8 protein-coding genes, 9 tRNA genes and 1 pseudogene are annotated in these 13,089 nt (G+C 47.2%); 15 read left to right on the top strand and 3 right to left on the bottom strand.

The window, feature by feature from the left end; genetic code table 11:
• Window positions 1–26: 26 nt before the first annotated feature.
• Window positions 27–1,007, top strand: a complete 981-nt coding sequence (gene rpoS / locus EYR25_RS18470) for an RNA polymerase sigma factor RpoS (protein ID WP_011621912.1) — start codon at window positions 27–29, stop codon at window positions 1,005–1,007.
• Between the two features lie 195 nt (window positions 1,008–1,202).
• On the opposite strand, the gene mutS is transcribed toward rpoS, so the two are convergent.
• The gene (gene mutS, locus EYR25_RS18465) at window positions 1,203–3,788 is read right to left on the bottom strand and encodes a DNA mismatch repair protein MutS (RefSeq protein ID WP_133182068.1); all 2,586 of its coding nucleotides are present in this window, start codon (window positions 3,786–3,788) and stop codon (window positions 1,203–1,205) included.
• A gap of 379 nt (window positions 3,789–4,167) precedes the next feature.
• Here mutS and recA point away from each other — a divergent pair, with 379 nt between their 5' ends.
• The 14 genes from recA to EYR25_RS18395 all read left to right on the top strand — a co-directional run bounded on the left by recA (window position 4,168) and on the right by EYR25_RS18395 (window position 11,516).
• Complete coding sequence (gene recA, locus EYR25_RS18460; protein ID WP_023267542.1) at window positions 4,168–5,241, top strand: recombinase RecA; 1,074 nt, start codon at window positions 4,168–4,170, stop codon at window positions 5,239–5,241.
• Window positions 5,242–5,258: 17 nt separating this feature from the next.
• Window positions 5,259–5,726, top strand: coding sequence for a regulatory protein RecX (locus EYR25_RS18455; RefSeq protein WP_412085088.1), 468 nt, complete (start codon window positions 5,259–5,261; stop codon window positions 5,724–5,726).
• Between the two features lie 268 nt (window positions 5,727–5,994).
• Window positions 5,995–8,619 (top strand): alanine--tRNA ligase, encoded by a 2,625-nt coding sequence (gene alaS, locus EYR25_RS18450; RefSeq protein ID WP_133182066.1) that lies wholly within the window; start codon window positions 5,995–5,997, stop codon window positions 8,617–8,619.
• Window positions 8,620–8,628: 9 nt separating this feature from the next.
• Window positions 8,629–9,885 carry an aspartate kinase gene (locus EYR25_RS18445; protein ID WP_133182064.1) on the top strand — a complete coding sequence of 419 codons (1,257 nt, stop codon included), beginning with the start codon at window positions 8,629–8,631 and terminating at the stop codon, window positions 9,883–9,885.
• Window positions 9,886–10,003: 118 nt separating this feature from the next.
• Window positions 10,004–10,201, top strand: coding sequence for a carbon storage regulator CsrA (csrA, locus tag EYR25_RS18440; protein WP_006082602.1), 198 nt, complete (start codon window positions 10,004–10,006; stop codon window positions 10,199–10,201).
• A 203-nt stretch (window positions 10,202–10,404) separates the two neighbouring features.
• Window positions 10,405–10,496, top strand: a tRNA-Ser gene (locus EYR25_RS18435).
• An 18-nt stretch (window positions 10,497–10,514) separates the two neighbouring features.
• Window positions 10,515–10,591 (top strand) — tRNA-Arg (locus EYR25_RS18430).
• 28 nt (window positions 10,592–10,619) lie between these two features.
• Window positions 10,620–10,696 (top strand) — tRNA-Arg (locus tag EYR25_RS18425).
• A gap of 83 nt (window positions 10,697–10,779) precedes the next feature.
• A tRNA-Arg gene (locus EYR25_RS18420) sits at window positions 10,780–10,856 on the top strand.
• Between the two features lie 43 nt (window positions 10,857–10,899).
• Window positions 10,900–10,976, top strand: a tRNA-Arg gene (locus tag EYR25_RS18415).
• Between the two features lie 43 nt (window positions 10,977–11,019).
• Window positions 11,020–11,096 (top strand) — tRNA-Arg (locus EYR25_RS18410).
• Between the two features lie 44 nt (window positions 11,097–11,140).
• Window positions 11,141–11,217 (top strand) — tRNA-Arg (locus EYR25_RS18405).
• A 36-nt stretch (window positions 11,218–11,253) separates the two neighbouring features.
• Window positions 11,254–11,345 (top strand) — tRNA-Ser (locus EYR25_RS18400).
• Window positions 11,346–11,439: 94 nt separating this feature from the next.
• Window positions 11,440–11,516 (top strand) — tRNA-Arg (locus tag EYR25_RS18395).
• A gap of 231 nt (window positions 11,517–11,747) precedes the next feature.
• Here the strand turns inward: EYR25_RS18395 and EYR25_RS18390 are convergent.
• Together EYR25_RS18390 and EYR25_RS18385 are read right to left on the bottom strand one after the other, a co-directional pair.
• Window positions 11,748–12,705, bottom strand: a pseudogene (locus EYR25_RS18390) (IS630 family transposase).
• 115 nt (window positions 12,706–12,820) lie between these two features.
• A partial coding sequence (locus tag EYR25_RS18385) for a transposase (protein ID WP_243729914.1) occupies window positions 12,821–13,089 on the bottom strand: 269 nt, incomplete at its 5' end.

Below are 13,089 nucleotides of genomic sequence, written 5' to 3'. Positions count from 1 at the left end.
TTACATTAGGTTTGGGAGATTTGATCATGAGCCGCATAAATAGCACTGCCGCAGAAGAACTAGTAGATTTTTCCGTCGATACCGCAGAGTTTGATCTCGATAAAGAGGATATTGCCGCTGATTTAGTTCAAGAACTAGGACTCGAACAACAGGTTCAAGATGACCTGCAAAAAAATCTTGATGCCACCCAACTCTATTTAGGTGAAATAGGGTTTTCCCCACTGCTTAGCGCAGAAGAAGAAGTTTACTTTTCCCGTAAGGCCTTAAAAGGCTGCGAAAAATCCCGTAATCGCATGATTGAGAGTAACCTGCGACTCGTGGTTAAAATTGCCCGTCGTTACAATAATCGTGGCCTAGCGCTGCTGGATTTAATCGAAGAGGGTAATCTTGGCTTGATCCGTGCGGTGGAAAAATTCGACCCTGAAAGAGGCTTCCGTTTTTCAACCTATGCGACCTGGTGGATCAGACAAACCATAGAACGTGCCATCATGAATCAAACCCGCACGATTCGCTTGCCAATCCATGTTGTAAAAGAACTCAACGTGTATTTACGTACGGCTCGGGAATTAGCGCAAAAACTTGACCACGAACCTACTGCAGAAGAAATTGCCGAAAAACTGCAAGTATCCAGTGTTGATGTCAGCCGTATGCTGAAGCTTAACGAGAAGATCACCTCTGTCGATATCCCCTTAGGTGGCGATAACGACAAGGCCTTACTCGATGTGCTTGCCGATGACGACAACGTAGGCCCAGACTACAAAGTACAAGATGAAGACATTTCTAACTCAGTGGTCAAATGGCTCAACGAACTTAATACCAAACAAAGAGAAGTGTTAGCACGCCGCTTTGGTTTGTTAGGTTATGAACCCTCAACCCTTGAAGACGTGGGCGCAGAAATTGGCCTCACCCGTGAACGTGTTCGCCAAATTCAAGTGGAAGCCCTTAAACGCTTACGTGATTTGTTAGGCGCTCAAGGTCTCTCTGTCGAGGCACTATTTAGAAACTAAGGTTTAGAGACTAAAGTTTAGAAACTAGGCTTAGAAATTAAGGTTCAGAGACTAAAGTTAAGAGGTTAAAGTTAGAAGACAAAGGATTTGAATTTAGCCTTAAACCAGTTCAATAAGTCATAAAAAAACGCCCAATTTTCAGGGCGTTTTTTTATGCTTTCACGTTTATGCTATCGCGAGTTTTCACTCTATGTGTTAGCTCAAGCGTTTTAGCTCGTAGAGTAAATCTAGCGCCTGTTTTGGGGTCAGGTTATCGGGATTGATGGCTTTTAATTTGCTGACGGCTGGGTTCTCCACCGGCTCAGGCAGGGCTAACAGGGTTTGGATTGGTGCCCTAGTGCCGTTAACATTAGCACCTTCCATTTGATTATCGCGGCTCTCAAGCTGATGTAACTTGTGTTTTGCCGCCTTAATCACCCGAGCTGGCACCCCGGCAAGGGCCGCAACCTGTAAGCCATAACTCTTACTGGCCGCACCTTCTTGCACCGCGTGCATAAAGGCGATGGTGTCTTCGTGCTCAATCGCATCGAGGTGCACGTTATAGACGCCAGCCATGAGTTCCGGTAATTGTGTTAACTCGAAATAATGGGTCGCAAACAGCGTCATTGCGCCGACTTGTTGCGCTAAATATTCCGCTGCAGACCAAGCTAATGACAGACCATCGTAGGTTGAGGTGCCACGGCCAATTTCATCCATCAAGACTAAACTCTGTGCGGTCGCATTATGGAGAATATTTGCCGTTTCTGTCATTTCCACCATAAAGGTTGAACGGCCAGAGGCGAGATCGTCTGAGGCGCCAATCCGAGTAAAAATCCTATCGATAGGGCCTATGATGGCGCGATTTGCTGGCACAAAGCAGCCAATATGGGCCATTAGGGTGATAAGCGCCACTTGGCGCATGTAGGTCGATTTACCGCCCATGTTTGGACCGGTAACAATCAACATCCGGCGTTGATTGTGCAGGGTGACAGGATTGGCGATAAAAGGCGTTTGACTCACACGCTCAACCACAGGGTGGCGACCCGCTTCGATTTTTACCCCGATTTCGCTGCTCAGTTCTGGGCAGGTATAGCCTAAGGTTTCGGCACGTTCGGCAAAGTTACTCAGCACATCGAGTTCGGCTGCCGCTCTGGCAAAGGCTTGTAGTTCATGCAACTTGGGGAGGATTAAATCAAATAATTCGTCCCAAAGTTGTTTTTCAAGGGCAAGCGCCTTACCTTGGCTCGACAGCACTTTTTCTTCGTATTCCTTAAGTTCAGGCGTGATGTAACGCTCCATATTCTTAAGGGTTTGACGGCGCTGGTAATTTAATGGCACTTGCTGCGATTGCAGGCGACTGACTTCGATGTAGTAGCCATGCACTCGGTTGTAGCCAACCTTCAACGTGGCAATGCCGGTACGCTCTTTTTCCCGCGCCTCGAGCTGAACAAGATAATCAGTAGCCCCTTCACTTAAGCCTCGCCATTCATCTAACTCGGCATTGTAGCCTTCGCGGATCACGCCGCCATCACGGATAAGCATGGGCGGGTTATCGACAATGGCGCGCTCAAGCAGCTGTTGCTCTTCGGGAAATTCACCTAAGAGTTGGCCTAGTTTCACCATATGGGGCGCACTTAGCTGCGCGAGTGACTGCTGCAACTGAGGCAATAGGTTTAATGCTTGGCGTAGGCGGGCAAAATCCCTTGGACGAGCGGTACGCAGTGCCAGCCTTGCCATGATACGTTCGATATCGCCTAGGGCTTTAAGCTGCTCATGCAATGACTCATGGGCCGTAGTCTTGAGTAATTCATTCACGGCCGTTTGACGAGCAAAAATCTGGGCATGGTCCCTCAACGGCTGATGGATCCAGCGTTGCAACATCCGGCTGCCCATCGCTGTTGCGGTATTGTCAAGCACGGCTGCTAGGGTGTTATCTCGACCACCACTCAGATTTTGTGTCAGCTCGAGGTTACGGCGCGTTGCCGCATCCAAGACAATCGTATCGGTTTGATTGAAGCGGGTAATGGCATTGATATGGGGTAGGGCGGTGCGCTGGGTGTCTTTCACATATTGCATTAAGCAGCCAGCCGCTTGCAGCGACAGCCGCGCATCGGTAATCCCAAAGCCGTGCAAATCCTTAGTGCCAAATTGAGCCAGCAGCAGTTTAATGCTGGTATCGTAATCAAACTCCCATTCAGGGCGACGACGCTTGCCTTTGAAATGGTTCAATAATTCCATAGCGCCAAAATCTTCGCTATAGAGAATTTCGACTGGATTAGTACGTTGTAGTTCGGCTTCGAGGGATTCCTTCGTTTCTAATTCAGCAATCACGAAGCGGCCGGAAGACACATCGAGGGTCGCGTAGCCAAAACCAACTTTACCTTGGTAAACCGCGGCTAACAGATTGTCTTGTCTCTCCTGCAACAGGGCTTCGTCGGTCAAGGTACCTGGGGTGACAATACGCACCACTTTTCGCTCAACTGGGCCCTTTGAGGTAGCAGGGTCACCAATCTGCTCACAGATCGCGACCGATTGACCTATTTGAACCAGTTTGGCCAGATAGCCTTCAACCGCATGGTAAGGAATACCTGCCATCGGGATCGGATCGCCGCCACTTTTGCCGCGGGCCGTAAGGGAAATGCCCAATAATTCAGAGGCGCGTTTTGCGTCATCATAGAAGAGTTCATAGAAGTCACCCATACGATAAAACAGCAGCATATCGTGATGCTCTGCTTTCATAGTCAAATATTGACGCATCATAGGGGTATGTTTTTCTAAATCATCGGTATCTATAGGATTCATTAAATCGTTTTCGTCCGTTATGCCGGCCCAAAGCGGGGAAATAAGTCGTACAGTAATGGGATAAAATCAGTGAATGTGCACTGTTACTGTCTAAAATAAATTGACGCCAATCTTAGCAATAATTTTCTGAAAATTGACCCTTAAACCATGGATATTCACTGATATCCTGACAAATCTGCAGCACGAGTCGGTAAAAGCTTGTCTCAACGGGAAAATTTTCTGACTGAAAAATAAATCATTCACAGGTCTTGATACTGTATGATTGTACAGTATACTAGTCAGCAGATTATGACAAAGAGCTTCGCTTTTTGATCACCCGCTTTATTAAATTGAATATCACTTTTGACAGTACTGATACTGTCTAGATGAGGGAACAGGAATGAAGGTCGATCCAAACAAAGAGAAAGCACTTGCTGCGGTATTGAGCCAAATTGAAAAGCAATTTGGTAAAGGCTCCATTATGAAGCTGGGCGAAGACCGCTCTATGGATGTTGAGACTATTTCTACTGGTTCACTTTCCCTTGACGTCGCCTTAGGGGCTGGCGGTTTACCAATGGGACGTATCGTTGAGATTTATGGTCCTGAATCATCAGGTAAAACGACGCTGACATTAGAAGTGATTGCCGCCGCTCAGCGCGAAGGTAAAACCTGTGCCTTTATCGACGCCGAGCACGCGCTAGACCCTATCTATGCTAAAAAGTTAGGCGTAGATATCGATAACTTACTGTGTTCACAACCCGATACTGGTGAACAAGCCCTTGAGATCTGTGATGCGTTAACCCGTTCTGGTGCGGTAGATGTGATCATCGTTGACTCGGTTGCGGCATTAACACCCAAAGCGGAAATTGAAGGTGAAATTGGTGATTCACACATGGGCCTAGCGGCGCGTATGATGAGCCAAGCGATGCGTAAGCTCGCGGGTAACCTCAAGCAATCGAATACTCTGTTAATCTTCATCAACCAAATTCGTATGAAGATTGGCGTAATGTTTGGTAACCCAGAAACCACAACGGGTGGTAACGCGCTGAAATTCTATGCTTCTGTTCGTCTCGATATTCGCCGTACCGGAGCTATCAAAGAAGGCGATGAAGTGGTAGGTAACGAGACGCGTGTTAAAGTGGTTAAAAACAAGGTTGCCGCGCCATTTAAACAAGCTGAGTTCCAAATTCTTTACGGTCAAGGTATCAACCGTACTGGTGAGTTAGTCGATTTAGGTGTGGCTCATAAACTGATCGAAAAAGCCGGTGCATGGTACAGCTATAAGGGTGACAAGATTGGTCAGGGCCGTGCAAATGCCGGTAAATATCTGACTGAAAACCCAGAAATTGCTGCTGAAATCGATAAAACACTGCGTGAATTACTGTTGAGTAACCCAAGTGCATTGTCTTCATCTTCTTCTGATGATGAGAGTAACGAAGGTAATGTTGATTTCGAAACAGGCGAAGTATTCTGAGCCAGTCAGCCCGTCAAATCGCGGTCGCGCTGTTAGCGCGCCGCGACTATTCCCGCCAAGAAATCCGCTCTAAACTGCTCGAAAAAGGCTTTGAAGTCGTTGATATCGAGCCTGTGCTTGATGATTGTGAAGCATCTGGCTTTATCAATGATAAGCGTTATGCCGAGCTTCTTGTTCGCAGTCACATTACCCGTGGTCATGGGCCTATCCGTATTCGTCAAGCCATTGCCCAAAAGGGGCTTTCAAAGGATTGTATCGAAGCCGCGTTATCGGCAAATGATCATGATTGGTTTGAGCTAGCAAAAGCCAAAGCCATCAAAAAATATGTCACCCCTAAAGTCACCGAGGTTAAAGGCTCACAATCCCGTGAGCTAGTAGCGAAAGAAAAAGCCAAACGGGTGCGGTTTTTACTGAGCCAAGGCTTTAACTACGAACAAGTCTCCTATGCCTTAGATTATGACCCTTTGGCAGATAATGATGACTAATTTCATGGCATAAACTTGCCGCCCTAGGCTTGTCTGTTCATTGTCTTGTACGTTCGGCCGCGGGTGCTGGTTCGGCTCATCTTTAGCGCTTGGCTTTTGTGATAAGCCATGTCTTAGCAGCAAACTCACCGAAAATATGAGATTCCTAAGCCTATATCGCTATTCAAGGCTGGTCGTCTTTCCTTAGTCTGCTTATAATGCTGGGCAAATAGAAATACGGCTACCTTATGGTGTAGCTGGTCATGCTTACCCAATTCAGGACGATTTCATGTATCAAACGACAGCAGCGCTTAGAAGTGCTTTCCTCGAATTTTTCCGCAGCAATGGTCACCAAGTTGTGGACAGTAGCTCTCTTGTACCAGGCAACGATCCCACACTGTTATTCACCAACGCCGGTATGAACCAGTTCAAGGACGTGTTTCTTGGCATGGACAAACGTAGCTATACACGTGCGACCACTGCCCAACGCTGCGTCCGTGCGGGTGGTAAACACAACGATTTAGATAACGTTGGTTACACCGCTCGTCACCATACTTTCTTCGAAATGCTGGGTAACTTCAGCTTTGGTGATTATTTCAAAGAAGATGCGATTCGTTTTGGTTGGACCTTCCTGACCGAAGTATTAAAGCTACCGAAGGAACGTCTGTGTGTAACTGTTTACCAAACGGACGATGAAGCCTTTGAAATTTGGAATAAAAAAATTGGTGTTGCCGCTGAAAACATCATTCGCATCGGCGACAACAAGGGCGCGCCATTCGCTTCAGATAACTTCTGGCAAATGGGTGATACAGGTCCTTGTGGCCCTTGTACCGAAATTTTCTACGATCACGGCGATCATATTTGGGGCGGACGTCCTGGTAGCCCAGAAGAAGATGGCGACCGTTTCATCGAAATCTGGAACATCGTATTCATGCAATACAATCGCCAAGCCTCTGGTGAAATGTTACCGCTGCCAAAACCCTCTGTCGATACTGGTATGGGTATCGAGCGTATCGCTGCGATTATGCAAGGCGTGCATTCAAACTACGAAATCGATATTTTCCGCGCCTTGATTGCTAAAGCGGCCGAAATCATCGGTGTGACTGACTTATCTAATAAGTCGCTGCGCGTTATTGCCGACCATATCCGTTCATGCGCCTTCTTAGTTGCCGATGGTGTGATGCCATCAAACGAAGGTCGTGGCTATGTACTGCGTCGTATTATTCGCCGCGCCGTGCGTCATGGTAACAAGTTAGGCGCCACCGAAGCTTTCTTCTACAAGTTAGTTCCGACGTTAATTGAAGTGATGGGCGATGCTGCTAAAGGTCTTGCCGATACCCAAGTGATTGTTGAAAAAGCCCTTAAAGCGGAAGAAGAGCAGTTCGCCCGTACGCTTGAGCGTGGTTTAGGTATTCTGGATAGCGCATTAAACGAATTGCAGGGCGACACCTTGGACGGTGAAACTGTCTTCAAACTGTACGATACCTATGGCTTCCCAGTGGATTTAACCGCTGACGTATGCCGTGAGCGCAACATTATCGTCGACGAAGCGGGTTTCGAAGTGGCGATGGCAGAACAACGTAGCCGTGCTCAAGCCGCGGGTAATTTCGGCGCCGATTACAACGCAGCACTGAAAATTGATGCTGAAACCGCATTCTGTGGTTACTCAGAACTCACTGGCAATGCCAAAGTCACTGCACTTTACCTAAACGGTGAATCAGTTCCTGCAATCAATGCGGGTGATGATGCTGTAGTCGTGCTTGATGTGACGCCATTCTACGCCGAATCGGGCGGACAAGTCGGTGACAAGGGCGTATTAGTGGCTCAAGGTATTGAGTTTGCTGTTAGCGATACACAAAAGTTTGGTCAAGCCTCTGGCCACAAAGGGACGTTAACGGCTGGCAGCCTAAGCGTTGGTCAAGTACTCGAAGCGAAAGTAGATAAGAAACTGCGCCACCGTACTCAGTTAAACCACTCTGTGACTCACTTATTACATGCTGCACTGCGTCAAGTATTAGGCACTCACGTTACTCAAAAAGGTTCGTTAGTTGACCCTGAGCGTTTACGTTTCGACTTCTCTCATTTCGAAGCGGTCAAGCCTGCTGAATTGAAACAGGTTGAAGAGTTAGTCAACACCCAAATTCGCCGTAACCATGAGCTGAAAGTCGCTGAAATGGCGATTGATGAAGCGAAAGAAAAAGGCGCGATGGCACTCTTTGGTGAGAAATATGATGCCGAGGTGCGAGTTGTCACTATGGGCGATTTCTCAATCGAACTTTGTGGTGGTACGCATGTGGGCCGAACTGGTGACATCGGTCTATTCAAAATTACCTCTGAAGGCGGTATTGCTGCGGGCGTTCGCCGTATCGAAGCGGTAACCGGCGCTGCGGCGATGGCCTATGTGGCACAGCAACAAGCGCAACTTGAAGAAGCAGCAGCACTGCTGAAAGGCGATACTCAATCTGTTGTGGCTAAGCTGAAAGCGCAACTGGATAAAATGAAGCAACTTGAAAAAGATATGCAGCAACTAAAAGATAAGTTAGCGGCAGCAGCGAGTGCTGATTTAGCTGGTGATGCGGTTGTGGTTAATGGCGTAAATGTGCTGATTAAGAAGCTTGAAGGCGTTGAAGCAGGTGCACTGCGTGGCCTGCAAGATGAGTTAAAGCAAAAGCTGAAATCCACCGTTATCCTGCTTGGTGTGGCTCAAGAAGGCAAAGTGAACCTAATTGCTGGTGTAAGCAACGACTTAGTCGGTAAAGTGAAGGCCGGTGAACTGGTTGCTATGGTTGCTGCACAGGTGGGTGGTAAAGGCGGTGGTCGCCCTGATATGGCCCAAGCGGGTGGTAGCCAACCAGAAAATCTGGATGCGGCACTGTCTCAAGTATTACCTTGGATTACTGAGCGTTTAGCTTAAGAGGTTGCTGTGCTCGAAAAACGAAAGCTTAGTGGTAGCAAGCTTTTTGTGAAGAAGTTTGGTGGCACTTCGGTGGGGTCGATTGAACGCATCGAAGTGGTTGCCGAGCAAATTGCAAAGTCCGCTCACAATGGTGAGCTGCAAGTCTTGGTGCTTTCTGCGATGGCAGGGGAGACCAATAGACTATTTGCGTTAGCGGCGCAGATCGATCCCCGCGCGAGTGCGCGGGAACTCGATATGCTGGTCTCGACGGGAGAGCAAATCAGTATTGCGTTAATGGCGATGGCGTTACAACGTCGCGGCATTAATGCAAGATCCCTGACTGGCGATCAAGTGCAAATTCATACAAACAGTCAGTTTGGTCGAGCGAGTATTGAGCATGTCGATACGACATACTTAACCTCCTTACTAAACGACGGCATTGTGCCGATAGTGGCTGGCTTTCAAGGTATCGATCCCAATGGTGATGTAACAACCTTAGGACGCGGTGGTTCAGATACTACGGCGGTGGCACTCGCTGCGGCGTTAAAAGCCGATGAATGCCAAATCTTTACCGATGTACCCGGTGTATTTACTACCGATCCGAATATCGACAGCAGTGCTAGACGCCTCGATGTGATTGGTTTTGATGTGATGCTAGAAATGGCAAAACTCGGCGCTAAGGTGTTGCATCCCGATTCGGTTGAATACGCACAACGTTTTAAAGTGCCACTGCGTGTATTGTCGAGCTTTGAGGCGGGCCATGGGACATTAATCCAATTTGGTGATGAGTCCGAGCTGGCGATGGCAGCATCTGTGCAAGGTATTGCGATTAATAAGGCGCTCGCGACCTTAACCATAAAAGGGTTATTTACCAGCAGTGAGCATTATCAAGCACTGTTAGCTTGCTTGGCACGGCTTGAGATTGATGTTGAGTTTATTACCCCGCTCAAACTCAATGAGACTTCGGCAGCCGAATGTGTCAGTTTTATGCTGGCCGAAGCCAAGGTGGATATTTTATTGCATGAGCTAGAGCTTTTAAGTGAAAGTCTTGATCTAGGCCAATTGATTGTTGAGCGCCAACGTGCAAAAGTGTCTTTAGTTGGCAAAGGTTTACAGGCAAAAGTTGGATTATTGACTAAGATGTTAGATGTATTGGGTAATGAAACAATCCATGCTAAGTTACTTTCGACATCGGAGAGTAAATTGTCAACTGTGATCGATGAAAGGGACTTACACAAGGCGGTTCGGGCGCTACATCACGCTTTCGAGCTAAATAAGGTGTAATTAAATAACCGTTTGAGTATTGAATACTATTAATTTGTACTCAGCTGACCCTATAATAAGCCCATCTACCGGATGAGTGCCGTGTGTAAGCTGAATTAAGACATAAAGGAGCTATCGAATGCTGATTTTGACTCGTCGTGTTGGCGAAACACTGATGATTGGTGATGAAGTCACTGTTACAGTGCTAGGGGTAAAAGGCAATCAAGTGCGTATTGGTGTGAATGCACCGAAAGAGGTTTCTGTCCACCGTGAAGAGATCTACCAACGCATTCAATCTGAAAAATCAGGTACACCTTCAGAAGGTGGTAACTTTTAATACGGCGTTTAGGCGAGTATTAACGACATAGAAGAGTCAGTTTTTTAACTGGCTTTTTTATTTTTTGAACCGAAAGATTGGCGCAAATCAACACATTGGATTGATATAACAGCAATGTGATTAAAAACGCTTCAAACAGAAGTTGTTTCAGAAAAAGGGTTTGACTTATTTTCGTCAAACAGTAATATGTGCGCCAAGAAAACGGAGAGGTGGCCGAGTGGCCGAAGGCGCTCCCCTGCTAAGGGAGTATGGGCTTTATCTCCCATCGAGGGTTCGAATCCCTCCTTCTCCGCCATTTCTTACCGATAAAAGTGCGCGTGTAGCTCAGCTGGATAGAGTACCTGGCTACGAACCAGGCGGTCGGAGGTTCGAATCCTTCCACGCGCACCATTTTATTGAAGCAAGATAGATACAAGTCGCGCATGTAGCTCAGCTGGATAGAGTACCTGGCTACGAACCAGGCGGTCGGAGGTTCGACTCCTTCCATGCGCACCATCTCTGCATTAGTTATGTTTAACTCATCAGGTTTGAATTTCAGACGAAATTTTGTAGTTAGTGCTTCAAGTAAGTGTTTTTAAGCGCGTGTAGCTCAGCTGGATAGAGTACCTGGCTACGAACCAGGCGGTCGGAGGTTCGAATCCTTCCACGCGCACCATATTCAATCTTAATGCGAATGTGTTGAGATAACAGTTAAAAATGCGCATGTAGCTCAGCTGGATAGAGTACCTGGCTACGAACCAGGCGGTCGGAGGTTCGACTCCTTCCACGCGCACCATATTCAATCTTAATGCGAATGTGTTGAGATAACAGTTAAAAATGCGCATGTAGCTCAGCTGGATAGAGTACCTGGCTACGAACCAGGCGGTCGGAGGTTCGACTCCTTCCATGCGCACCAATTCGCAGGCAAAGCATTTGCTTTGTTAGCAAAACGCAAAAATCGCGCGTGTAGCTCAGCTGGATAGAGTACCTGGCTACGAACCAGGCGGTCGGAGGTTCGAATCCTTCCACGCGCACCATTTTAGTAAGCATTAGCTTACAAATGCAGATTTTGCGGAGAGGTGGCCGAGTGGCCGAAGGCGCTCCCCTGCTAAGGGAGTATGGGCTTTATCTCCCATCGAGGGTTCGAATCCCTCCTTCTCCGCCATTCTATTCCTAGTGAATAGATTTAATTTGCGAGACTTAAGTGCTTCTTCTAAACTCTAGTCTGTAGGTAAGTTAGCAACTTACCCCGTATTTAAGCGCGTGTAGCTCAGCTGGATAGAGTACCTGGCTACGAACCAGGCGGTCGGAGGTTCGAATCCTTCCACGCGCACCATATATTTAGTTAGATTTAGATAAGCCCTGCAAGCAATTGCAGGGCTTTTTTAATGGAATTTTTCCGCATAATCTCGCTTCAATCCTTATCTCTTCCTATGCTTTAGCGCCTTGATAATCCGCCTCTTACGCCACGTTATGGTTAATCCTGTACCTATGCCTTAAGCGGTAATGTTTATCGCGCTGGCTTGCTGTTTGGCGACAGTTAAAGAGATAATACCAATTCCATTAACTAACTGGTCAAAATTGTCCACTGTCTAGTACACAATTCTATCATTCTTGCTTTCTTCTCTATGAAGGTATTCCATGCAATATAGCACTGTTCGACAATATCGTCGTAACCACTAAAACAACGATTAGCCAACACATTTTGACGCAACCATTACCATACCTGCTCTATCGGATTTAACTCCGGTGAATAAGGCGGCAACTTGAGAAGCGTCAGATTAGCAAAGCCATCAGCCAAATCCTGTTGATGCCAGCCCGCACCCTCCATGATGACCAGCGTATGACGTCAAAATGCGGTGGCAGTTGAAATCAGTTTTAAATGCTCGTGCATATATTCGCTATTGGCATGCGGGGCTATAATCGCTTGTGTCGCCCCCGTTGCCGGACACACGGCGCCATATCAATACGCAGATTCAAATTGTTGTTGCTTGACGACTCGTGGACGAGTCCCTTTCTCAGCCCCAATATGGCTGGTAGTATTAGCGGGCTTCATCTTGAAACCAAACGTCAATGCGAGCGAGTGCAATGTGCCCAGGTGTGTTAAGGAGCGTTGCCATCCGGAAGTTTTTTAAAAGCCTCTTGTATAGCCTCAGATTGTTTCGGGTAGCGAGAGCGAGTGGTAATCCATGAGAAGCCAAGTTGATGTAACAAGCGGTAGATATTCGCTTGCTTGAACGTCACGCCAAATTCAGACTGAATATACAGGCCGACATCCTTGGCCATCAACCTGCCACCTTGTTCAGATAGACTTCTGTGCTGTACGAACGCGTTAAGCTTAGCGAGCTGAGGGTTGGAGAGTGTCGCAGGACGGCCCGGATTGGGCGCATCGCAAGGCCAGTCAGCCCATGGGTTAAATAGGCGGTGACCCAGCGATTGAAACTGGTTCTACTGACCTTGAGCATGCTTGCGATGGCTGTACGAGAATGACCTTCAGTGAAATGGAGTAAGGCAAGATAGCGCATACGTTTGCGTGCGCTTTTCTCCGATTTTACTCAGGCTGCGATGTGGGGATGATTCATATTTTGTATGATTAAAAACTGATGACCAATTAGATCACATAATTAACCTGAGATCGGTTTAACAAGCCATAACTGCAATAGCATTAAACTCCGCGTGAGTGATGTTCAGTTGTGGCTTATTGTCTTTCAATTGATAGGCGATAAGTCCCGCAATCATATTGAGCATAAAACCATGCACGCTACGGTGTCTAGAGTGCTCTATTTGAGAGATATTTTTTAACTGGTCGTTGATGGTTTCTATNATGAAACGTCTCGACAGCATCGCTCTATCCCACAACGACATTGCCTTCGCTTTCATATTCTTACGCACGTTTGTCACCAGTGTGA

Source organism: Shewanella decolorationis (assembly GCF_004354305.1).
Lineage (GTDB): Bacteria > Pseudomonadota > Gammaproteobacteria > Enterobacterales > Shewanellaceae > Shewanella > Shewanella decolorationis.
The sequence above is the reverse complement of the archived record's forward strand: the minus strand, read 5'-3'. Positions and strand labels throughout refer to the sequence as shown.

What these genes read in the sequence shown, in the direction of transcription:
- mutS (WP_133182068.1), bottom strand. Translation starts at nt 3,788, where the DNA reads ATGAATCCTATAGATACCGATGATTTAGAAAAACATACCCCTATGATG.
- alaS (WP_133182066.1), top strand. Translation starts at nt 5,995, where the DNA reads ATGTATCAAACGACAGCAGCGCTTAGAAGTGCTTTCCTCGAATTTTTC.
- recA (WP_023267542.1), top strand. Translation starts at nt 4,168, where the DNA reads ATGAAGGTCGATCCAAACAAAGAGAAAGCACTTGCTGCGGTATTGAGC.
- rpoS (WP_011621912.1), top strand. Translation starts at nt 27, where the DNA reads ATGAGCCGCATAAATAGCACTGCCGCAGAAGAACTAGTAGATTTTTCC.
- csrA (WP_006082602.1), top strand. Translation starts at nt 10,004, where the DNA reads ATGCTGATTTTGACTCGTCGTGTTGGCGAAACACTGATGATTGGTGAT.